24 protein-coding genes are annotated in these 23,645 nt (G+C 33.6%); 16 read left to right on the top strand and 8 right to left on the bottom strand.

Annotated elements, in window-relative coordinates:
• Window positions 1-117 precede the first annotated feature (117 nt).
• The 15 genes from cyoE to tsaB all read left to right on the top strand — a co-directional run bounded on the left by cyoE (window position 118) and on the right by tsaB (window position 13,608).
• Window positions 118-1,020: a heme o synthase gene (cyoE, locus tag U6A24_RS01530; RefSeq protein WP_324178171.1), complete on the top strand. Its 903-nt coding sequence runs from the start codon at window positions 118-120 to the stop codon at window positions 1,018-1,020.
• The gene (locus U6A24_RS01525; protein ID WP_324178170.1) at window positions 1,011-1,592 is read left to right on the top strand and encodes a cytochrome c oxidase subunit 3; all 582 of its coding nucleotides are present in this window, start codon (window positions 1,011-1,013) and stop codon (window positions 1,590-1,592) included. The genes cyoE and U6A24_RS01525 overlap by 10 nt, the downstream gene beginning before the upstream one ends.
• Window positions 1,593-1,731: 139 nt before the next feature.
• Window positions 1,732-2,724 (top strand): cytochrome c oxidase subunit 3, encoded by a 993-nt coding sequence (locus U6A24_RS01520; protein WP_324178169.1) that lies wholly within the window; start codon window positions 1,732-1,734, stop codon window positions 2,722-2,724.
• Window positions 2,725-2,747: 23 nt separating this feature from the next.
• Window positions 2,748-3,107 (top strand): cytochrome C oxidase subunit IV family protein, encoded by a 360-nt coding sequence (locus U6A24_RS01515; protein WP_324178168.1) that lies wholly within the window; start codon window positions 2,748-2,750, stop codon window positions 3,105-3,107.
• A 105-nt stretch (window positions 3,108-3,212) separates the two neighbouring features.
• Window positions 3,213-3,866, top strand: a complete 654-nt coding sequence (locus tag U6A24_RS01510; protein ID WP_324178167.1) for a hypothetical protein — start codon at window positions 3,213-3,215, stop codon at window positions 3,864-3,866.
• A gap of 13 nt (window positions 3,867-3,879) precedes the next feature.
• Complete coding sequence (locus U6A24_RS01505; protein ID WP_324178166.1) at window positions 3,880-4,614, top strand: SCO family protein; 735 nt, start codon at window positions 3,880-3,882, stop codon at window positions 4,612-4,614.
• The gene (locus U6A24_RS01500; RefSeq protein WP_324178165.1) at window positions 4,607-5,149 is read left to right on the top strand and encodes a DUF420 domain-containing protein; all 543 of its coding nucleotides are present in this window, start codon (window positions 4,607-4,609) and stop codon (window positions 5,147-5,149) included. Before U6A24_RS01505 ends, U6A24_RS01500 begins: the two co-directional genes overlap by 8 nt.
• Before the next feature lie 32 nt (window positions 5,150-5,181).
• Window positions 5,182-5,412, top strand: coding sequence for a hypothetical protein (locus tag U6A24_RS01495; protein WP_324178164.1), 231 nt, complete (start codon window positions 5,182-5,184; stop codon window positions 5,410-5,412).
• A gap of 214 nt (window positions 5,413-5,626) precedes the next feature.
• Window positions 5,627-6,328 (top strand): ABC transporter ATP-binding protein, encoded by a 702-nt coding sequence (locus U6A24_RS01490; protein ID WP_324178163.1) that lies wholly within the window; start codon window positions 5,627-5,629, stop codon window positions 6,326-6,328.
• Window positions 6,321-7,550, top strand: coding sequence for an ABC transporter permease (locus U6A24_RS01485; RefSeq protein WP_324178162.1), 1,230 nt, complete (start codon window positions 6,321-6,323; stop codon window positions 7,548-7,550). Before U6A24_RS01490 ends, U6A24_RS01485 begins: the two co-directional genes overlap by 8 nt.
• 22 nt (window positions 7,551-7,572) lie before the next feature.
• Window positions 7,573-8,835, top strand: a complete 1,263-nt coding sequence (locus tag U6A24_RS01480; protein WP_324178161.1) for an ABC transporter permease — start codon at window positions 7,573-7,575, stop codon at window positions 8,833-8,835.
• Between the two features lie 40 nt (window positions 8,836-8,875).
• Window positions 8,876-9,997, top strand: a complete 1,122-nt coding sequence (locus U6A24_RS01475) for an efflux RND transporter periplasmic adaptor subunit (RefSeq protein ID WP_324178160.1) — start codon at window positions 8,876-8,878, stop codon at window positions 9,995-9,997.
• Between the two features lie 106 nt (window positions 9,998-10,103).
• Complete coding sequence (locus tag U6A24_RS01470) at window positions 10,104-11,552, top strand: TolC family protein (protein WP_324178159.1); 1,449 nt, start codon at window positions 10,104-10,106, stop codon at window positions 11,550-11,552.
• A gap of 76 nt (window positions 11,553-11,628) precedes the next feature.
• Window positions 11,629-12,906, top strand: a complete 1,278-nt coding sequence (locus tag U6A24_RS01465) for an efflux RND transporter periplasmic adaptor subunit (protein ID WP_324178158.1) — start codon at window positions 11,629-11,631, stop codon at window positions 12,904-12,906.
• Window positions 12,907-12,942: 36 nt separating this feature from the next.
• A complete protein-coding gene (tsaB, locus tag U6A24_RS01460; RefSeq protein ID WP_324178157.1) occupies window positions 12,943-13,608 on the top strand; it encodes a tRNA (adenosine(37)-N6)-threonylcarbamoyltransferase complex dimerization subunit type 1 TsaB in 666 nt (221 codons plus the stop codon).
• On the opposite strand, the gene U6A24_RS01455 is transcribed toward tsaB, so the two are convergent.
• From U6A24_RS01455 to U6A24_RS01430, 6 genes are all read right to left on the bottom strand, one after another.
• A complete protein-coding gene (locus U6A24_RS01455; protein ID WP_324178156.1) occupies window positions 13,562-13,819 on the bottom strand; it encodes a hypothetical protein in 258 nt (85 codons plus the stop codon). The genes tsaB and U6A24_RS01455 overlap by 47 nt on opposite strands.
• Before the next feature lie 659 nt (window positions 13,820-14,478).
• Window positions 14,479-15,174 carry a hypothetical protein gene (locus U6A24_RS01450; RefSeq protein WP_324178155.1) on the bottom strand — a complete coding sequence of 232 codons (696 nt, stop codon included), beginning with the start codon at window positions 15,172-15,174 and terminating at the stop codon, window positions 14,479-14,481.
• Between the two features lie 427 nt (window positions 15,175-15,601).
• Window positions 15,602-16,333: a hypothetical protein gene (locus tag U6A24_RS01445; protein WP_324178154.1), complete on the bottom strand. Its 732-nt coding sequence runs from the start codon at window positions 16,331-16,333 to the stop codon at window positions 15,602-15,604.
• 52 nt (window positions 16,334-16,385) lie between these two features.
• Window positions 16,386-18,422, bottom strand: coding sequence for a thioredoxin domain-containing protein (locus tag U6A24_RS01440; RefSeq protein ID WP_324178153.1), 2,037 nt, complete (start codon window positions 18,420-18,422; stop codon window positions 16,386-16,388).
• Between the two features lie 149 nt (window positions 18,423-18,571).
• A complete protein-coding gene (locus U6A24_RS01435; RefSeq protein ID WP_324178152.1) occupies window positions 18,572-18,772 on the bottom strand; it encodes a dodecin family protein in 201 nt (66 codons plus the stop codon).
• A 127-nt stretch (window positions 18,773-18,899) separates the two neighbouring features.
• The gene (locus U6A24_RS01430; RefSeq protein WP_324178151.1) at window positions 18,900-19,805 is read right to left on the bottom strand and encodes a NifU family protein; all 906 of its coding nucleotides are present in this window, start codon (window positions 19,803-19,805) and stop codon (window positions 18,900-18,902) included.
• A gap of 252 nt (window positions 19,806-20,057) precedes the next feature.
• Here U6A24_RS01430 and U6A24_RS01425 point away from each other — a divergent pair, with 252 nt between their 5' ends.
• Window positions 20,058-21,077: a PorP/SprF family type IX secretion system membrane protein gene (locus U6A24_RS01425; RefSeq protein ID WP_324178150.1), complete on the top strand. Its 1,020-nt coding sequence runs from the start codon at window positions 20,058-20,060 to the stop codon at window positions 21,075-21,077.
• A 75-nt stretch (window positions 21,078-21,152) separates the two neighbouring features.
• Here the strand turns inward: U6A24_RS01425 and U6A24_RS01420 are convergent, their stop codons facing one another.
• Both U6A24_RS01420 and U6A24_RS01415 read right to left on the bottom strand, forming a co-directional pair.
• A complete protein-coding gene (locus U6A24_RS01420; RefSeq protein ID WP_324178149.1) occupies window positions 21,153-22,010 on the bottom strand; it encodes a CPBP family intramembrane glutamic endopeptidase in 858 nt (285 codons plus the stop codon).
• 248 nt (window positions 22,011-22,258) lie between these two features.
• A complete protein-coding gene (locus tag U6A24_RS01415) occupies window positions 22,259-23,431 on the bottom strand; it encodes a VWA domain-containing protein (RefSeq protein ID WP_324178148.1) in 1,173 nt (390 codons plus the stop codon).
• Window positions 23,432-23,645 lie beyond the last annotated feature (214 nt).

The following is a 23,645-nucleotide window of genomic DNA, read 5'->3' as shown; positions in this document are numbered from 1 at the left end:
GAAGCTTTGTTAAGTTGTTAAAGCTTAATAATGCTTGCTTAGAAAGTTGTCTAAAAACCTTTTAAGGTATATCTTTGCACCACTTTTAAAAAAGCTATTATAAAAGACGTGCAAGATTTGAGTGTAACCCAAATTAAAACTGCAAAAGTTTCTGTTGTTCAGGATTTTAAAGAAATCACAAAAATGCGACTTGCGTTAAGTGTGGTTTTTTCTTCTGTTGCAGGGTATTTATTAGGAGTAGAAGTAGTCTCATGGAGCACTTTGTTGCTTTTGGCAGTTGGTGGTTATTTTATGGTTGGTGCTTCAAATGCATTTAATCAAATTATAGAAAGAGATTTGGATAAACTGATGGATCGAACCAAAAATAGACCTATCCCATCAGGAAGAATGTCTGTTAATACGGCTTTTGCCATCGCAACACTGTTTACAATCGCAGGGATTAGTGTATTGTATACTATAAATCCCAAAACAGCGATGTTTGGTGCGATCTCGATTTTTATCTATGTAAGCTTATATACACCTCTAAAAACAAAAACGCCTTTATCAGTTTTTGTAGGAGCAATACCAGGCGCTATTCCATTTATGTTGGGCTGGGTTGCTGCTACTAATGATTTTGGTATAGAGCCCGGGACATTGTTTATGGTACAATTCTTTTGGCAATTTCCTCATTTTTGGGCTATTGGATGGTTTTTATATGATGATTACAAAAAGGGAGGTTTTTTTATGCTGCCTACGGGTAAAAGAGATCAGGGTACAGCTGTGCAAGTGACTCTCTATACCGTTTGGACTGTTGTGACATCATTAATTCCTGTTTTTGGAGTAACAGGTGATCTTTATCTTACTCCTGTTTCAGGAATTGTAATCCTAATTTTGGGATTAATCTTGTTAAGGGCCGCAATTAGATTATATAAAAAAAGGGATGCAAAAACTGCAAAGCAGTTGATGTTGATGAGTGTTTTATATATCACATTGCTACAAATTATTTATGTGGCAGATAAATTTATTCGTATATGGATTTAACACAGGGAACAACCCAAGAAAAGATAAATAGATCCAAAAAAACCATGATGTGGTTTGCAATGGTGAGTATGGCTATGGTGTTTGCGGGTCTTACCAGTGCCTATGTGGTAAGTAAGTCACGAAAAGACTGGGTAACAGATTTGGTTTTTCCACAGGCATTTGTTTACAGTATATTGATAATTATAGCAAGTAGTGTTACTTTTTATTTGGTGAAAAAAGCCATAGAAAGAGGTAGTAGAAGTCTGGCAACTGGACTCTTGGTATTAACTCTTGTATTAGGGCTGCTATTTGTTGTATTACAGTTTGAAGGTTTCAAAGATATTATGAATCAGGGCTATCATTTTACTGGTCCAACATCTAATATTGTTTCTACGTTTATGTTTATTATCGTAGTAACTCATTTAGCGCACATTGTTGGGGGGCTTTTGGTTCTTTTAGTAGTAATTTATAATCATTTTAAACAAAAATATAAACCAGGTAAGACCTTGGGATTAGAACTGGGTGCTATGTATTGGCATTTTGTTGATTTTCTGTGGGTTTATCTCTTTTTGTTTTTGTATTTCGTGAGATAAGAAATTTTTATTGGTAAGACAATGAAAACAGTATTCTTTTTCCGATTTAGATTTACCTTAATTAAAAAGTAGATTTAAGGAGGTGAAATAATAAAATTGATTATTTTTGTGGAAAATTTAACAATACCAAATTCTTTATATGGAAACAACTGTTACTAAAACAGGTACCGAGGATAAGATCTGGGGAGGTGGTAATCAACCACTGAAGGTAAGCTACGGTAAAATGATGATGTGGTTTTTTATCCTTTCGGATGCACTAACATTCTCTGGTTTTCTTGCCGCTTATGGTTTTTCAAGATTTAAATTTATAGATTCATGGCCAATAGCCGATGAAGTGTTTAATCACTTTCCGTTTTTACATGGCGTAGATGCTCCTATGTACTATGTGGCACTGATGACATTTATACTTATTTTCTCTTCTGTTACTATGGTATTGGCTGTTGATGCTGGGCACCAAATGAAGCAGAAAAAAGTAATTATTTATATGTTCTGGACTATTATTGGTGGTTTGGTATTCGTTGGGTCGCAGGCTTGGGAATGGAAAAATTTTATCAAAGGGGAATATGGTGCGGTAGAAACCAAAGGAGGTCAGATATTGCAGTTTGTGAAACCTGTCGATGATGGTTACAAGAGAGTTAAATTAGGAGAGATTGCTATCCTTGATACGCATAAAGAAAGAGCTCAGCATGATAGAAAATCTGGAGTTTGGTATGAGAAAGAAGGTGCACTTCCTACCTATACTATAGAAGAAGTAAGGGCTGGTTTTGCCAAGAAGAGTGACTTGTTAATCCGAACTCAAACCCTTACCAAAGAGGGAGAAAAAACAGTATTATCCAGAGAAGAATCTTTAAGAAGATTACAAGGTGATGCTATCGGTATTGTCGAAGGAGCCAATCTAAGACATAATGAATATGGTACACCTTTGTTTGCCAATTTCTTTTTCTTCATTACTGGTTTTCACGGTTTTCACGTATTTTCTGGAGTGATTATTAATATTATCATCTTTATTAATGTAATCTTAGGTACGTATGAGCGCAGAAAGAACTATGAGATGGTAGAAAAAGTCGGTTTGTACTGGCACTTTGTAGATTTGGTATGGGTATTTGTATTTACATTCTTTTACCTGGTTTAATAAAAATATAGTAGTAAAATAACATGGCACACGATACAGCACATCACGAATCAAATACAGGAAGAATTTGGAAGGTGTTTTTTATACTTTCAGTTATTACTATCGTTGAAGTAATACTGGGTATTATAAAACCAGCGTTTTTAGTTGAAACAACAGTAATAAGCATGAAACTCCTTAACTGGATTTTTATTATTCTGACTATCTGGAAAGCATATTATATCACATGGGCATTCATGCACATGGAAGGTGAAACAAAAGGATTAAGAAGATCTGTGGTTTGGACGGCAATCTTTTTGATTTGTTACCTTATTTTTATATTGCTTACCGAAGGAGATTATGTATATGAAGTTTTCAAAGCAGGATATAAAAGTTGGGACTTTTAATGCATAAAATATATAGTTAAAAGCATTGTAAAAAGACGGTTTATTAGACCGTCTTTTTCTATTTTTGCACCACTTATTCGAGTAGAAATAAAGCTACTTTACGAAATGAAAAAATATCTTGTTCTTGGAATTCTATTTGTATTACCATTAGTGGCATATCTGTTTTTTGCTTCTGGAGTGCATAATTTTGCAAAACTTCCTGTGCTAAATACAAATATTGGAAATATTGAAAACTTCGAGTCTCTTACTTCAGAAAAAATTACTTTTAAAGATAAAATCACAGTATTGGGTTTTCTTGGCCAGGATATTCATAATAAACAGGGAAATGCATTCAATCTAAATCAAAAGATTTATAAAAAAAATCACGGATTTCAAGATTTTCAATTTGTGATGGTTCTGCCATTTGGAAGTGAAAATGCAGCGAAAAAACTTTTAGACGAATTGGATAATATCGCAGATGTATCTGGATGGAAATTTGTTTTTGGTACTCCAGAAAGTATACAAGAATTGTTTAATAGCCTTAAGTCTCCTCATAAACTAGACAAACGATTTGCTACGCGATTTGTTTATATCATAGACAAGAATCAAAGTTTGCGAGGAAGAGACGGAACATTAAAAGAAAATGAGTCAAAAGTATATGGTTATGATGCCAGTTCTGTGGCCGATTTGGCAAATGTTATGAATGATGATATTAAAGTAATTCTTGCAGAGTATCGTTTGGCACTAAAAAAATATAAGGCAGATCGTAAAGTAAAATAAAAACTTCATACAAATGAAAAAGTATTCATACGTAGGTATATCGTTTGTTATTTTAATCTTCGGAATCATTTTTATTCCCAGAATTGTTAACCGAATAAAAAATACTTCTATTGTTAAAAATGATAGAATGAGCGCTTCTAATCCTATAGCAAATGAGAAGTTATCTTATATAAAGATTAATGGAAAACCAAGGAAAGTTCCAGAATTTGCATTTCTAAATCAGGATAGTATTTTAATCACCAATCATGATTATAAGGGAAAAGTATATGTGGCCGAATTTTTCTTTACCAGCTGCCCAACAATTTGCCCAAAAATGAGCAGAAATTTGGTCTACCTTCAGAATGAATTAAAGGAGTATAAAGACTTTGGAGTGGCTTCATTTACAATTAATCCAAAATTTGATACACCACGTAGATTAAAAAGATATGCCGAGAATTATAAGGTCACAGATCCCGATTGGCATTTTTTAACCGGGGATAGAGAAGATATTTATGATTTGGCCAATGCCGGGTTTAATATTTACGCTGCAGAAAATCCTGATGTACCAGGAGGTTTTGAGCATAATGGGCACTTTGCCCTTATTGATCAAGAAGGATATGTAAGATCAAGATATGATGCGTCTGGAAATCCAATTATCTATTATAGAGGCACTATTGGAGTCGACGAGAAAGTTGATGAAAATGGAGAAGAAGAGCAAATCACAATTTTGTTAGAGGATATTAAAAAACTTTTGAAGAAAGATGAGTAACACAACCGTTGTAGAACAAAAATATAATAAGTGGATCATAATATTGTCTATTGCTATTCCGGTAGTAGTAGCTGCTTTATTTGGTGTTAATTTAAGAAGATTGGGTTTTGATGTGAAACCATTAACATTTTTACCTCCGATTTATGCATCGATTAACGGATTAACAGCGGTTATTCTTGTAATTGCACTTTGGGCCATAAAAAATAAAAAAGTAAAATTGCATGAAGGATTAATGAAAACGGCTATCCTTTGTTCGGTGCTATTTTTGGTAATGTATGTAGCTTATCATATGACTAGCGATTCTACAAAATTTGGAGGAGAAGGTGCTATACGTTATGTTTATTATTTTGTTCTTGTTACCCATATAGTGTTATCTATTGTAATTATTCCTTTGGTTCTGATAACCTATGTAAGAGCGCTAGCACAACGTTTTGATAAACACAAAAAAATTGCAAGGATAACTTTTCCTATATGGTTGTATGTTGCGATAACTGGGGTAATCGTTTACTTAATGATTTCGCCTTATTATGCATAATTATATGTTTGCCGAAAAACAGTAATGCCGTTATGAAAACAAAGGTTTTATGGATATCAATTCTTCTGTTATTTGCAACTTTGGATGTAGAAGCACAATGTGCGATGTGCAGAGCTGTTTTAGAAAGCGAAGAAGGACAAAAAACAGCAAAAGGAATTAACAATGGAATCATATACTTAATGATCATACCTTACATCCTAATAGGAACAGTAGGGTACTTTATCTATAAGAATAAAAAAAAATCTACCGGCAGTGAAGGTTAGTGATATAGTAGAATTCCTACTTTTAACATTTTCATAACAACCAAATATGTAACAAAAATGCTATAGGGTTAGTCTTATGTACAAGACTGCACTAGCCAATCAATAGTCTTCAAAGGGGAAAATTAAGAAGATTAATCTGAAAAATATATGTTTCCGTTAGTGAGTCTGACTTATAAAGGTGTATAAATACCCAATAAATTCTTAATAAAGAGTTATGATTGAAATAAAAGACTTACATAAATCTTACCAGATGGGGAGCAATTCACTTCACGTGCTTAAAGGAATAGATTTTAGTGTAAAAGAAGGCGAGCTCGTTGCCATTATGGGATCATCTGGTTCGGGAAAATCTACATTGCTTAATATTTTGGGGATGCTTGACGAGGCTGATAGTGGAAGCTATTTTTTAGATAATGTTCCGATTAAAGGGTTAAATGAAACCAAAGCTGCACAATATCGTAATAAGTTTTTGGGGTTTGTTTTTCAATCTTTTAACCTTATAAACTATAAGACAGCGCTAGAGAATGTTGCTTTACCTCTATATTATCAGCGTAAAAAGAGAAAAGAAAGAACCGAAAAAGCGATGAATTATTTGGGTAAAGTTGGTCTATCCGAATGGGCAACACATTTGCCAAGTGAACTTTCTGGAGGACAAAAACAACGTGTGGCTATCGCTAGGGCTTTGGCAGCAGATCCAAAGGTGCTATTAGCCGATGAGCCAACCGGGGCATTAGATAGTAAAACCTCTTATGAGGTGATGGATATCATCCAATCTATTAATGACGAAGGTAAAACCATATTGGTGGTTACTCATGAACCCGATATTGCCGATATGTGTAAACGAATTGTGCATCTTAAAGATGGTGTTATTGTAGAAGATAAAAAAGTAGAACAGGTAAGAGCATCTCAATATGTTTGATAGGGACAGATGGCGTGAAATATTCGAAGCTATAGGAAAGAATAAGCTACGTACTTTTCTTTCTGGGTTTACTGTAGCCCTTGGGATACTCATATTTACTATTTTGTTGGGTATGGGTAATGGGTTGCTTAATAGTTTTCTTAGCAGCTTTGTCGATGATGCGCAGAATATAATATTTATTAGAGGAGGGAATACTTCAAAAGCATATAAAGGATTTCAGGAAAATAGAAGAATACGATTCAAAAATGAAGATTTTGAGTTTATTAAGAGTAATTATATAGGACAAGTCGAATTTGCTACCCCTAGAATTTATCGCAATAGCCAGGCAAAGTATAAAAAAGAATCAGGAAGTTATAGTATAAGGGCCGTTCATCCCGATCATCAGTATCTCGAAAAAACAATTATGATGAAAGGGAGATACTTAAATGAAGAAGATGTAAATGAACGTACCAAAAATATTGTCATTGGAAGACTAGTTGAAAAGGACTTATTTAAAAATGAAAATGCATTAGGTAAAATGCTCAATGTTGAAGGAATACAATATAAGATCGTTGGTGTATTTCAGGATAGTGGAGGAGATAATGAAGAACGCATTATATATATACCTTACAAGACGGTACAGTTGCTTTATGGGAATAACGAATATTTAGATCAGATCAATATATCCTATAATATGGCAATGAGTACAGAACAGGCGATTGCCTTTGCTAACCAGATAGAAGACGATCTTAAAGAAAAATTTAAAGTTGCTCCCGACGACCAAAGTGCTGTTAGGGTTCGTAGTTTTGCTGAAGATATTAAAGAAACAATGGTGATTTTGGGAGGGATCTATTTTATAATCTTTATTGTTGGAATTGGAACATTGATTTCTGGAGTGATTGGAATAGGAAATATTATGACCTTTAGTATCAAAGAAAGGACCAAAGAATTAGGAATTCGAAAAGCTTTAGGTGCCTCACCCAGATCCATAATAGCTATGGTGCTTCAGGAATCTATTTTGATTACATCTGTAGCTGGATATTTAGGCTTAGTTCTTGGTATTTTAGCGTTAAAGCTTATTGGTAATAATCTTGAAGAATTTTTTATCCTTAACCCAAGAGTAGAAACAGGAGTAATTATTGTAGCTACTATTACACTCATTTTGGCAGGTCTAATGGCTGGATATATACCGGCTAGAAGAGCCGCCAAAATAAAACCAATAATTGCTCTAAGAGACGAATAATTAACTGAAACACCGTGCCGTTATGAAATTTATTTTTGAAAAAGATACCTGGCAAGAAATTTACGGAGCTATTCGTAAAAATAAAATAAGAACTGTAATAACGGTAATAGGCGTTACTTGGGGTGTGTTTTTATTCGTAGTTCTGCTTGGCATGGCAAAAGGTCTTGATAATAGTTTTAGAAGTCAGTTTAACGACTTTGCCACCAATACAATGTTCGTGTGGGGGCAACAAACCAGCATACCAAATGGTGGTTTTAAGAGAGGTAGAAGAATGCAACTTACGTTGGATGATGTAGAAGCACTGAGGTCACAGGTTAATGATATAGAATATATAACACCGCGTAATGTGACCGGGCAATGGGGAACACCACCAGGTCAATTTGTAAGGGGTTCAAAATCCGGTGCTTTTAAAGTTTTTGGTGATTACCCTACAATAGATAAGGTGTCGAAAAAGAAAATTTTTGATGGTGGAAGATTTATTAACGAAGAAGATATCACTTATGAAAGAAAGGTTTGCGTAATTGGAGAAGACATCTACAAGCAGTTCTATGATAAAGATGAGAATGCCATTGGAGATTTTGTGCGTATCAACGGGATCTATTTCAAAGTGATAGGAGTATATAAACCTACACAAAGCGGATTTGAAGGGGATGACTCTATTTTTCTTCCGTTTACCACATTTCAAACCATATTTAATCAAGGAAAGAATATTTCCTGGATGGTAATCACTGCCAAAGAAGATAGAAATATTGTAAATACTGAGACTAAAATTAAAACATTACTTAAAAGAATTCATAATGTTCATCCAGAGGATACCCAGGCATTTGGTAGTTTTAATTTAGGCGAAGAAGTTGCAAAAGTAAATGGATTCCTTTCGGGAATGCGATTAATAACATACATAGTTGGTATTGCTACCCTAATTGCAGGTGTTATTGCTATAGGAAATGTGCTTTTGATAACCGTAAAAGAGCGTACTAGGGAGATTGGAGTTCGCAGAGCATTAGGAGCTACTCCTGCTGAAGTGCGCGGACAAATAATGCTGGAGTCTATTCTACTTACTTTTTTAGCAGGTTTAATAGGTTTTGTCTTCGGAACCCTTGTGTTATGGGCTATAAATACTGCGATAGGTAATAATGATGACATCCCAATATTAAACCCTACGGTAGATTTCTTTGCAGTAGTTGGAGCATTACTATCAATAGTCCTTTTAGGAACATTAATTGGTCTAATACCGGCTCAAAAAGCAGTAAGTATTAAGCCAATAGAGGCGTTAAGAGAAGAGTAAATAGTTTAAAGAGAATAAATCATAATCAATCAGAAATAAAATGAAAAAAGTTTTTAAAATCCTATTGGTAGTATTTTTATTGGTAGCATTGGGTTTTTCAGGTAAGTATCTCATAGATTCCAATAGTAAATCACCTATTGTTTTTACCACAGAAAAGGCGTTTAAAACCTCGATAGAAGAAAAAACAGTAGCTACAGGTAAAGTAGTTCCTGAAGAGGAAGTAGAAATCAAACCACAAGTTTCAGGAATTATCGAGAAAATATACGTAAAAGAAGGTAGTGCAATTAAAGCAGGTGATTTAATAGCAAAAGTAAAGGTGGTACCCAATGAACAATCCTTAAATAGTGCTAGAGGGAGAGTTAAAAATGCCGATATAAGCCTTGCAAATGCCAAGCAAGATTATGATCGTAATAAGGCTCTTTTTGATAAAGGAGTAATTGCGACGCAAGATTTTCAAAATGTACAATTACGATATGATCAGGCAAAACAAGAAGTGCAAAATGCAAAGAATGACCTTCAGATTATACGTCAGGGATCAACAGGAGGAGCTCAGGCAATTACAAATGTGAGGGCTTCGGTTGCCGGAACTGTACTTGAGATACCTGTTGAAGAAGGAGACCAGGTTATTCAAAGTAATAACTTTAATGATGGAACCACAGTAGCTACTATTGCCGATCTTAACAAAATGATTTTTGAAGGAAAGGTGGATGAAGCAGAGGTTAATAAGTTGAAAATAGACATGCCCCTGAAAGTCAGTTTGGGAGCAATAAGAGATAAAGAATTTGATGCAAAACTTAAATTTATTGCCCCAAAAGGGACAGAAGAGCAAGGAGCCGTTCAATTTAAGATAGAGGGCGAAGTTTTTCTCGATAAAGCATATTTTATACGGGCGGGTTATAGCGCAAATGCGTCGATTGTTTTGGATACCAAGAATGATATATTGGCTATAAAGGAAGCATTGCTTCAATTTGATCGCGAAACCGAAAAACCTTATGTCGAGGTACAAACAGGAGATCAAGAGTTTGAAAGACGTGATATAGAGATTGGTCTTTCAGATGGGATTAATGTAGAGGTATTGTCTGGAGTAACCGAAGAAGATAATATCAAAGTTTGGAACAAAACGGAACCTATAAAGAAAGAAGGAGAAGAAAATCAGGGATAAATAAATAACTATATAAGTCTGTGTTTTAAAGAGTAAACCTCTTTTGGCACAGGTTTTTTTTAAAATATTTGTAACAACATCGATCAATAATATACATATAGGCATTATGCGAATAAAAATTTCACTTTTATTAATAGCACTTTTAACAGTGTTGGGGACCCAAGCGCAAGCGAAAAAATGGACGCTGCGCGAATGTATAGAATATGCTTTAGAGAATAATATAACCATAAAACAATCTGCGCTCGATATTGAAAATGCAGATATTGGTAAGTCTGATGCATTTGGTAATTTTCTTCCAACATTAAATCTATCTGCTTCTAATTTTTGGAACTCAGGTCTTGTAACCGATCCTATTACGAATACTAATAGTACTCAAACGCTTAGAAGCTCTAATTATGGCGTTAATGTAGGAATAACAATATTTAATGGTCTAAGAAATATAAAGACTTTTCAAAGAGCTAAACTTAATCAGTTATTAAGTCAATATAATCTTGGGAAATCGAAAGATGACATAGCATTGTTTATTGCCAATAGCTATTTACAAGTACTCTTAAACAAAGAGTCTTTAAAAGTAATTGAGAAGCAACATGAGATAACTTTAGAACAATTACAAAGAACAAAAGAGCTTGTAGATGCTGGGGTATTGCCCCAAGGAGATCTTCTTGAAATTGAAGCAACATCGGCAGATGAGTTAACACGTATTGTCCAGGCAGAAAACTCGGTACAAATAGCTTTAATAGGATTGGCACAAACGTTATTGATCAAAGATTATGAGAGTTTTGATATCGCAGAACAGGAATACTTGGTTCCAGGGGCTGAAATGCTTGAAAAACCAATTGATCAAGTTATAGCAAAAGCCAGAGATTCTAGATATGAAGTGCAAATTGCCGAACAAAATAAGCTTATTGCAGAAAAAGATCTTGAAATAGCTAAAGGAGCTTATTACCCAAGTTTAACAGGAGGACTTAGTTATAATACCAGAGAGTCTGGAGCCAATACATTTGCTCAGGTCTTGGATGAAAACAATCCAGTATTAACGCAAACAATTGGTTTTGTTGAAGGTACAGGGCAAAATGTATTAAACCAATCTCCAAATTTTACATTGGTTGAAAGAGGGCCTTCATCTTTTATTGATCAGCTATATACCAATGATGCAATTTCTTATGGGTTATCTTTAAGTGTGCCTGTGTTTAACGGATTTTCTTCCAGGAATACGGTGAAGAGAAATAAGGTAAATGTAAAACGTGCAGAATTTCAATTAGAACAAGCAGAATTAGATTTGGACAGTAATGTGTATCAGGCATATTTGGATGCAAAAGGGGCGGCAGAGGCCTATGAAGCATCTCAAGTTGCGGTAATAGCACAAGAAAGAGCTTATGAATATGCCAAAGATAGATATGATGTTGGGCTTACCAATGCTTTTGACTTTAGTCAATCAAAATTCAGACTTGAAAATGCACAAAGTCAAGAAGTACAAAATAAATTTGATTATATCTTTAAGCTCAAAGTATTAGAACTTTATTTCGGAATAAAGATCGCAGACATAAAATTATAAATCGAAGGTCTTCCTATTTTTGGCTGTTATCCAAAAGATTGTAATTTCATGTTACAGAATTAATGTAAAATAAGTCATGAATAGAAAAACACTACTTTTTATTTTAAGTGCCGTAATCGTATTAATCATACTTCTTGTCGTTGGTAAAAAAGCAGGATGGTTTGGTAAAAATGGAAATTTTAAAGAAGTATCCATTACCGAAATCAAAAAGATTGATATCATCGAAACTGTAGCAGCAACAGGAAAAATTCAACCCGAAGTAGAAGTTAAACTTTCTTCAGAAGTATCAGGGGAAATTATTGATTTGCCTATTAAAGAGGGGCAGCAAGTAAAAAAAGGAGATCTTTTGGTGCGTATTAACCCAGATATTATTCAATCAGGGTTAAACAGGTCACAAGCAGCACTAGAAAATGTTAGAGCAGGACTACAACAAGCCGAAGCAAGCTTAAAAGAAGCACAGCTTAGTTATGACCGTAACAAAGGTCTATTTGAAAGAGGAGTTATTTCTAAAGCAGATTGGGATGCATCTGTGTCGTCGTATGAAGTGGCGAAGGCTGCAAGACAGTCGGCATATTACAATGTAAAAAGTGCGCAAGCTACAGTTAATGAGGCAAAAGATAATTTAAGTAGAACTACCATTTATGCCCCAATGGGCGGTACAATTTCTAAACTATCTGTCGAACTAGGAGAAAGGGTAGTGGGAACCCAGCAAATGGCAGGGACAGAAATTGTAAGAGTTGCCAACCTAAATAATATGGAAGTTGAGGTAGATGTAAATGAAAATGATATTGTTAAAGTTTCAATTGGAGATTCTACTATTGTTGAAGTAGATGCATATCTTAAAAAACAATTTAAAGGTCTTGTAACCGAGATTGCTAATTCTGCGGAAAATGCAACCAGTGCAGATCAGGTAACCAACTTTAGGGTTAAAGTACGTATTCTTGAGGAATCGTATAAAGATTTAATCGAGGACAAGCCAGAGAGTTATTCTCCATTTAGGCCAGGTATGACGGCGACTGTTGATATCATAACAGATAAGAGAGAAAATGTTATTGGAGTTCCTATAAGTGCTATTGTTATAAAAAATGATACTACTACAACATCAAAAGAGAATAATAATAAAGAAAAACTATCTGATGCTGATGAGAAATTCGAATGTGTGTTTGTTAAAGAAGGAGAGCAAGCCAAGTTACGAGTAATTAAAACCGGAATTCAGGACGATAGTAATATTGAAATTACCGAAGGACTTGGCGAAGGTGTAGAGGTTATTACAGGTCCATATAATATTGTTACAAAAAGCCTTAAAACAGGTGATAATGTAATTTCGGAAACAGAAAAAAAGTCTGACAAATAATTTTTGAATAGGTTATCTTTGCCAAAATTTTTGAGGATGGCCTATATTCTTTGTATAGAAACTGCTACAACCAATTGCTCTGTTGCTTTGGCTCATAATGGGCAGGTTATTGCTTTAGAGGAGGACTATGATGTGAAATATTCTCATGCAGAGCGTTTACATAATTTTATAGATAAGATTGTAAAAGGAGAGGGGTTAACTATGAAGGACCTTGCTGCAGTGGCTGTAAGTAAGGGACCTGGTTCTTATACTGGACTTCGCATCGGTGTTTCTACAGCCAAAGGACTTTGCTATGCATTAGATATTCCTATGATATCTATTCCAACCTTACAATCCTTGGCTTTGCAAATAGAACCCAAAGAAAATGATGCCTACATCATTGCAATGCTAGATGCACGCCGCATGGAAGTGTATTCTGCCGTGTTTTCTCCCAAATATGAAAAAATGAGAGATACAAAAGCTGAAATCTTGGATGATAACTCTTTTTTCGAATATTTAAAGGCTCAAAAGGTATATTTTATTGGTAATGGAGTTGAAAAATTTTCCTTGATTTGTCAAAATCAGAATGCTGTCTTTATAAAAAATAAGTTGCCATCGGCAAAGGAAATGGCAACTTTAAGCCATTCGAAATTTTTAGAAAAAGACTTCGAAGATGTTAGTTATTTCGAACCATACTACTTAAAAGACTTTGTGACGGGTTAGCATTTAAATTCTTTAGAGCATTATATCTGGCAACTAGTCTTAGTAAATCTTCTTCTTTTTTAAGCTTTAATTTTTCTTTTTTCATGTATTCTTTTAGTTCTTTTTCTTTATCAGAAAAAGTAAGTAATAAGTCCTTTTTGCTTAGAGGTAATTCTAGAATTATTTCATTCTCTTCGAGATAAAATGTGGTAACAAGTTTAATTTTCCCCATGGTGAAATTTTCGGGCATTGTTTCCATTTCTACCGGATCTGTAATTTTAACCTCGAATTTTTTATATATCCTATAGGCATCATTTAATTCTACAAGAATATAATATCCTTTTTTTCGTATTCCACGCTTCGTCTTAAAATTACAATAGTAAAAATAATCGTCATTAATTCTTGCGTAAATGGTGGGTGCTTTGGTTATTTCAAATCTCTCTACACCCGATTGATATTCTATGGCATCAGTATATATGTTATAATTTAATTTTAAGTTGTAGGCATTTGAGTTTTCATCAATGATACTTGCCTCTTGAAATTCATTTTGAATATATATGGAACCAGCATATTTATCAAATTTAGAAACCCTTTCAGAGGACTTTAGGAAGTGCCGGGGAAGTTGTGCTAATAGAAGAGGGGCTGAAAAAAAAGCAATAATTGTAGTAATTTTCTTATAGCTAGATTATTTCGTATACTCTATGTATAGTTAAATTATCAATAAAATGCAAAAAAATAGATTTTAATGTATGTTTAATAAAGAAGAAGCGCTATAATCCCATGATGGGGATAATTAAATCTTTATTTTAAGAGACCATTACTTAGGTTGAATTACAAAAAAAATGCCGACCTATAATGAGTCGGCATTTTTTACTTTTCGATTAAAATAAATTAATTGCGCCTTGTGCTTAATAAACTTTGAGAAGGATTATTGTCACTACTTTTGAGTGCATTGTACCTAGCTACTAATCTAATAAGGTCTTCTTCTTTTTTAAGGCGTATTTTTTCTTTCTTCAAATACTCTTTGAGTTCTCCTTCTTTATCACTAAATGTCGCAAGCATATCTTTTTTATTCATAGGTAATTCCATAATTAGACCTGATTCTTCTAAGTAATATGTGGTAATCATTCTTAGTTCACCAGCTTCATTAGCTTGGGTAAGGGTGTTTCTAGTAGGTTCTTTGATTTTAAGGGTAAACCTTTTATAAATACGATATTTATCATTTAGTTCGACCAAAACATAATAACCAGTTCTCTTAAGACCACGGGGTGTTTTAAACTCACAGTAATAAAAATAATCTCCATCAATTCTAGCATGAACCGTTGGGCTTTTTACTACCTCGAACAATTTAGATCCTTGACTATATTCTAGAGCATCTGTAAAAACATTGTATTTTAGCTTGGCATCAAAAGTGCCAGCTTTTTCATCTATTACGCTCGATTCTTTGTATCTGGATTTCATATACATTGAACCGTCGTATTCGTCAAAAGTAGTAACTCTTTCTGAAGAGCTTAGTAAATCTCTTGGTAATTGTGCAAATAATGCAGAAGTTGTTGTCAAAAACAGTAAAAGTAATATTCTTCTCATATTCATCGATTTGGTTACGATAAAAGTAAATAAATGTCGGATTAAATGCAATCAATACGGTTTTTTGGGTAAATTTTTACGAATTTTGCAACACTACTTGTTAAACGCTTCATTTTTAGAAGTAAATAGTGCTTTTTGTCAAAAAATTCACATAAAAAAAGTACGGTTTAACCATAAAATTTGTCGGATTTTGGCTACGAAAACGTTGTAATTCGTCAATTTTCGTCATTTCAAGCACTAGCAGCAGTATAAATTTTAACAAAAAATAGTTGTTAAAGTGGATATGACTTTAAGATGGATTTTAGTTTTTTAAGCATGTATAACTTATCGAAAAAAATCTAATCTGTTATTAAGGACATTATATAAATGATATGGATATATGTCTAACCGCTTAATTAATCTAAACTAGTTTTTAACAATGATAATGTTATAATGTGCCGTAAAAGTTTGCAAGTTGTAACAAATCTTTTTCATCATTAAAACGCAGTTTCTTTTCTTTAATAAAACTTTTAATCTCGTTTTGATGGTTTGGAAAAGAGTTGGCTATCTTCTTTCTATTCATTTCAATCTTAATCAATGTACCTTTGTCTGTCTTTAGATAATAGCTTTGATGATTACTTAACTTGGCTGGAATATCCTTTTCCAAAGAAGTTTTTGCGGGTTTTGGTAAACGCAGTTTTTGATAATAATCTTTTAATATTACAACATTTTTGCTATTGTAAACCTCCTTTAGATATCCTAACTTTTGCTCATTCTTGTGATTAACAAAGGCTTTATAATAGAATTTATCATCTCCTAATTGTGCTACAAGGGTAGAGCCCTTTTTTAGTCCAACTATATTTTCTGAAGAAACATCGTATTTTACTTCAAACTCATCATTATAGATATTATATCGTAAAAAAACCGCTTCAGATTTCCCTGTAAGTTCATCAAGTATTTTTCCTGGTGAAAATTTTTCAGATAAATAGGGAGACCCGTCAATATCATCTACCTTAATAGGTTCATTTGTTGGCGTTCTCAAAAAAAACTCTTGTTTGATTCGATTTAAAAAATAAGTGTCCTGGGCAGAAATCCCCGCCCCTGTTTCTATGTTGTTTTGCGAATAACACATGAAACAACAAAATAAAAAAACAAGAAGATGAAATACTTTGGTTCTCATAACAAACAGTTTTAATGATTTCAATATAACAAAATTAATCAATACAAAGATTTTATTTAATAAACTTTAGCGCTTCTTTTATTTCTGAAACGGGGTACTTACAAGAATTGTTTACACAGATATAAATTAAAGTCTTGTCTTGTGAAAACCTATTTTTCAATAAATTTCTGTGAGAATCTTTAGCGCTACCGGCCAATAGTTTGTTGGGAATGTACATTGTATTTAATTGTTTTACTCTATTTATACATTCGGACCCTACAACAACGACTTCATAGAAGTTAAAAGAGAAGTTTAGCATTACATCAAGCCAGTTAGAATAACCGGAAGGATATGATTCGATCTGTGGTTTTAAATTATGTAGCATCTGCTGGCTTATGTTTTTATAATTAGACAGACCATAATAGTGAGATAATAAAAACAGGTTTTTGGCCATAATAGAATTTGATGCTGGTACAACATTGTCGCTAGATTCGATACTTCGGGTGATGAGTTTTGGATCCTTGTTGGAGGTAAAATAAAACAAATTTCTTTCTTCGTCGAAGAAATGTTTGATAGTATATTCGGTCATTTTTTTAGAGATATCCAACCACTCATGATCCAAGGTGTTTTGGTACAACAAAATAAAAGCTTCAATTAGAGTAGCATAATCCTCGAGGTATCCATTTATAGTACTGTTTCCGTTTTTATAATTATGAAATAATGAAAAGTCATTTTGTAACTGGTTATTTTTTATAAAAGTTGCGTTTTTAAGCGCAATATCAAGAAATTGCTTTTCTCCAAAGACTCTATAGGCGTCCAGATACCCTTTTAACATAAGGGCATTCCAGGATGTTAAAGTTTTGTCATCCAACCTGGGTCGAGAACGTTTCTCCCTGTATTTGATTAATGTCTTTTTCCAATAAGCTACCTTTTTATCTAAATATTCCTGATTTAAGCTATTTTCTTTACAAAACTCTGCATCGCTCGATCTCTTAATCAGCACATACTTCCCTTTTTCCCACAAACCATAATCGTTTATGTTATAATAATCAGAAAAAAGTTTGAAATCTTCACCTATAAGTGTCTTTAATTCCTCTTTTCTCCAAACATAAAAAGCGCCTTCTTCCAATTCGCCACTTTCGGTTTTGCTATCGGCATCAAGTGATGAATAAAAAGCTCCTTTTTTATTTGTTAACTCACGAGAAACAAAGTCTAAGGTCTGGTAAACCACGCTTTTGTACCAGGGATCCTTAGTTATCAAATAAGCATCAGCATACAAGCTCACCAATTGAGCATTATCGTATAACATTTTTTCGAAGTGAGGGATATGCCATTTACCATCTGTAGAATATCTTGAAAATCCACCGCCGATATGATCATATACCCCTCCATATGATATTTTGGATAATGTGGTATTTACATATTCAAACAGTTCTTTATCCTGGGTTTGGTGAGCATAGCGCAGTAGAAAATGATAATTATTGGGCATCATAAATTTTGGAACCCGTTTAGTTCCTCCTTTTTTATGATCGAATTGCTTACTCCATTGTTGTACTGCTGTAGCTATGAATTCTTTGTTAAAGTTAAACTTATCAGGGTTTGTTTCAATGAAATCAACAGCTTTGATACCTTCTTCTAGTTTTTTAGCATATTCAAGTAATTTTTGTGGTTGTTTTTCATATAGATTCGAAATTTGTTGCAATGCATCCATCCAATTTCCTTTTGGAAAATAAGTGCCGCCCCAAACAGGGCGTCCATCGGGTAACGCTACAACATTAAGAGGCCAGCCACCACTTCCTGTCATTAGCTGTACAGCACTCATGTAGACTTGATCTACATCGGGTCGTTCTTCACGGTCTACTTTGATATTGATATAGTTACTATTCATGATTTCGGCGACTTTGGAATCTTCAAAGCTTTCATGCTCCATCACATGGCACCAATGGCAAGCAGCATACCCTATACTTATAATGATAAGTTTATTCTCTTTTTTTGCTAAATCAAGAGCTTTTTCTCCCCATGGCTTCCAGTGTACCGGGTTGTGAGCATGCTGAAGTAAATAGGGACTCGTTTCGTTTATAAGATTATTGGTATATGCGTGTTCTTGCATAGGTGCTTTATTTTGGCTGTTGCATGAAGCGGTAAGTATAACTAAAAAAAAGAACCAATTTTTCACAACAGTTGGTTTTGAGAATACTAAAAATATAAAAAGCATCCCGAATAATCAGGATGCTTTTTATCAAAGAAAAGATAAATTTTTTAATCGATCACAAACGAGATTTTCAGATTTACTCTATATTCTGCTACTTCGTTATCTTTTACGACAACTTTTTGGTCGGATACCCATGCCGATTTAATGTTTTTAACTGTTTTGCCAGCTTGTTTTATCCCGTTTTTTGCTGCATCGTCCCAACCTTTTTCAGAACTTGCAATAACTTCAATAGTCTTTACAATTGCCATTTTAATAATGTTTTGGTTAATATTTTATGAAAGATTCTCTAAGATACGAGATACTTTGCGGTTTTAAAATAAAAACCCACATTCTTTTAATGGTGATTTTCGATGTAATTAACGATTATTCGTTCAACTACCCATTTAGAGCTTCAACATACTCGACTTTGTCTTTCAACATTTCTTTTAGCATGTTTTCAATACCGTTTTTAAGGGTAAAAGTTGAAGATGGGCATCCACTACAGGCCCCTTGAAGGATTACTTTTACACCTTTGCTTTCAGGGTCGTAAGAATCGAATAGAATATTACCCCCGTCACTTGCAACAGCAGGCTTAATATATTCTTCAATAATATTTACTATATCTTTAGAAACATCATCCAGATTCTCAAAATCAAGATCTGCTTGTTTTTCTACTTCACTTTTTGAAACAGTAGCATTGGCTGCTAAAACTTCTTTTCCTTGTTCTAGATAAGTACGCAGAAATTCTCTTACTTCTAGAGTAATATCATTCCAATCGGCCATATCGTATTTGCTTATCGAAATGTAGTTTTCGTCTATATAAACTTCTTTTACAAATGGAAAATGAAATAGTTCTTGAACCAAAGGGGCTTCATTGGCATCATCGATGTTTTTAAACTCGTGCCCGGTAGTTACTAATTTTTTATTGGCAACAAATTTAAGAACGGCCGGGTTGGGCGTACTTTCTGCATAAATAGTAACAGGTACTTTTTTGCTGGTTTTGGTTTCAGTAACTACAGCTTGTCCACTATTAAGATAGTTTTTGATTTGTTCTGCTACTTCCTCTTGCACATCTGCCCACGCTACAATATCATATTTATCAATGGCAACAAAGTTTTGTGCTATAAAAACCCTTTTAACAAAAGGGAGATGGAATAATTGTTGAGCCAAAGGGGAGTTTTTGGCATGATCAATATTTTCAAATTCGTAACTGGTATGTTGCGTCAAAAAATGATTGGCTTCAAATTTAATAATTCCTGAGTTTGAAGTAGACTCTATTTTTATTTCAAAATTCTTTTCCATGTGCTAATTTTTGACAAATTTACTAAAAAGCAATTCGATATCATTGCCACATAGGATCTACTAACATTTTTTAACAACTTATACTTAATGCACTTAAAATCTTGGTTTCTTGCAAAAATTTATATCTTTGAAATCGTCATTAATTGATGATATTTTAAAAAAAATATAGTGAAGCCCCACAATATAAACTGTTTTTAATAGTTTACATTTAATTCACGAAATCTGTTTGTCCCCATTAAAAGCAGTGCCTAGATGAGCTTAAAAAAGACTTATGTAATATTTTTAATGTTACTTTCCCAACTTGTTTTTTCGCAAGAAGGGATTCCTGTATATGCAGATTATCTTTCAGATAATCTTTATTTGGTGCACCCTTCAATGGCTGGCGCTTCAAATGCAAATAAAATTAGACTTACCGCAAGAAAACAATGGTTTGATGTAGATAATGCGCCTAATTTGCAATCTGCAAATATCAATTTTAGGATGGGAGATAAAACTGGTTTGGGAGCCATTGTCTTTAAAGACGAAAATGGTCGTTTCTCACAAACAGGGGTATATGTTACTTTCGCTTATCATTTACTGTTTTCTAGAGATAGAACCGATCTTAATATGCTTTCTTTTGGATTAAGTGGTGGATTTATACAATCTAATGTAGATTTAAGGGGATTAGATGATATTGTAGATCCTGATCCAGTGATTTTGAATAGGATACAAAAAGATGCTTATTATAACGTTGATTTTGGACTATCATATCATTATCTCGAATGGTATGGCCATTTTACAGTTAAAAACATTCTACCCACCACAAGAGATATTTTTGATAATAATACCCCAATACAGGAACCAAATAATCAACGCAGGTATGTAATGTCTTTTGGACGTGTTTTTGATTTTGGAGAGAAATGGAGCTTTGAACCTTCATTGTTATATCAAGTTACAGAACGTACCGAAGAGAGTAGTATAGATGTTAATGCCAAAGCATATCGTGATTTGGGTGAAAAAACAACTATTTGGGGAGGGTTATCCTATAGACGAAGTCTTGATGGGGCCGAATTCTCTGAAGATGGCGTTTTGGTTGAAAATCAACAATTACAATACTTTACACCTTTTCTTGGCGTAAATTATAAAAAATGGATGGTAGGATATACCTACAGTTATCAAGCCAATTCGGTCGTTTTAAGTGATGGAGGGTTTCACCAGCTTACCCTGGGGTATGATTTTGGAAAACGTAAAGAGCGTTGGAACTGTAAATGCCCTGCGGTGAATTCGAAGTAGAGTAGGAGTTGTGTATTGATTTAGGGTACTCTTGTCTGAATTGAACATTCTCAATTTCAAAGATCACTAAGATAGTTATAAAGTTATCTTATGTTTTTTAATTTTCAAGTACGTTAGTGAAATTAGTAGCATAATAACAAACCCTATTAATCCCAGAAGTCCAGATTCGGGACCATAATCTCCGCCTGTAAATAGATCTGATCCGATATTTTCAATACTTAACAAAGAGTTTATAGATTTATTACCACTCATTGTAAATCCGAATAGAGTTTGACTAAAATTCCAAGCAGCATGCAATCCAGTTGAAAGTCCTAAATTTTTAGTTATGACAAATGGAATGCACCATACAATTCCATTTATTGTAAGTAATGTCATTGAAATTATAGATGCATTATTATTGTTAAAATGGGCTAGTCCAAATAAAATTGACGATAGTAATAAGGAAATTAAAAGAGCTTGTTTCTTACTGATTATTTTGAATTTCAAGCCATCACGGAGATTAGTGAATAAATAACCTCTGAAAAATAACTCCTCCCAAATGCTTACAAGAAACATCTTAAAACCGAAAAGACATAGTAGCCAAGGTTTAGGTACTAATAAGAAACTATTTATTCTAATAACACCTATTGTTTTACCTAAAACTAGCATTAAAACAACAGATAAAAATCCGAATAGTAAACCAACTATAAGATAAACCAAGGTTTCTTTTTGTATTATTAAACCATAACTGGAAAAATCTTTTTTGTCAAGAAACTTTGAGTTTAAATAAATTCCAAATATTAATATTAATACAGCTATAAAGAGTTGTGCGTACGAATTATCAATTAGGGTTAGAGGGGAAATTGCAAGAATTAATAAGGAAATAAAAATTAGAATTCTCCAAAGCACTCTTATCTGGTTATTTTCAGTATAAAATACATTTTTGATATTCATCCAATCTCGTGGTTTAGTTTTATTACTTTCCTCTTTTCCGATCCAGAAGTTTGACGTTTATCTGGTATTGTCTTTCGAGTTCTTTTTCCTCGTCGCTTTATTTTGTTTGGGTATAATAATTGAATACATCCAAAAGTAGATATATTTCTAAAAACATAAAATTCCAAAAGTATATAAGTCTGAAGCTGTCATTATTCGAAACCAAAAAAGCCCTTCCAAACTGGAAGGGCTTTTATATAAAGGCTATATTATTGTTCCCACGAGAATGACTTTTTCTCTCCTTGTTTTTTTATTGCATTCAATAATGCTTGTTCAAGATTAGATTCTTCTGTTTTGCGATTGTTTTTGATGTATGTCACGCGTTTTTTGTTAAGCTCTTGTATCTTTTGTTGGATTTCTTTACGTTTTTTACTTTTTTCGGCAATGTGTTGTTTTAGTTCAGCTTTTGATTTTTCCTTTAATTCTTTTGGTAAATCATCTTTGGCTACTTCTTCCAACTCAAATGATTCATCCTCGGCGGCATCAATAAGATCCCAACTTTTGTTTTTATAAAAACCTGAACTTTTACTCACGGTTCGACTTACTGCATTGGCAGCACTATACGATGCAGCATTTTTATCTTGTTCTTGTTGCACCATTCTTTTTTGTGCACCTCTGTTTCCGTAATAGATGTAGGTATCATTAAGTTGGTTGTTCAACTCCAAAATGATATCATCATACGGTGTGGCAATATGCACGGTAGCAACATTATGATCTATTGCACTATATTCTCCATAAGTTATATCTGCTCCATGTTTCCACTTGGTATCGATCCCTTGTCGGTAATTACCACAAAAAATGGTATTGATGGTAACCCCTTTTTCCATAGCATCTATTGCAGCATCTTTATAGTTTACGGGGCCTTGTGTAAAAGGTTCGTTTCCGGCAATAAAAATGAGTTTCAGATGATCGTTATTTTTTTTCCAATCTAATTGATTGATCGATGTATTGATCACCTTTCCGCAATATTCATTTCCACCATTGGTAGTGAGTGCAAAAAGCTGTTTTGAGATTTCGTCTAGGTCCTCAGAAAAAGGTAAAACCTGTCTTATAAACCCTTCTTGAGATGGTAGACCATCGTTTCCGTATTCATAAAGAGCTATCTGAAGTTTTATTTTATGATGCCCACACTTGGCGTAAGAAAGCTCGTTTACAATTTCCCATAGCTGCGCTTTGGCCTGATCGATTAATCCGTCCATACTATTACTGGTATCAAGCAAAAGTGCTACCTGGATGTTTTTGGTATTCGAATCGGTTTTGGCAGTATAAATCTCATGCACCCCATCATTTTGAAAAGCAAGATTAGTATTCTGTTTGTGTTTTGCTGTGCATGAAATATGAATAAATAAAGATAATACACTACATATAAAAATTGTTTTCATCATTGTTTTTTTTTGAATTCTGAAGTAAAACTATGATGAACCTTTTTGTATAAAAATTAGAAATGAGGGAATGAACCCTTTGAATGAGGGATCAAACGCATGTACTTAGTAAAAGGTCTTTTAATAGAATAAAAAAGCTATTATAGCCAGAAAACAGGAAGAAGTACATTTTATAATCCCATCTAAATGAAGTAAGTTTATCGTATTATAAATG

Source organism: Aquimarina gracilis, assembly GCF_035285365.1.
Lineage (GTDB): Bacteria > Bacteroidota > Bacteroidia > Flavobacteriales > Flavobacteriaceae > Aquimarina > Aquimarina gracilis.
This window is presented reverse-complemented; position numbering and strand designations above follow the sequence as displayed.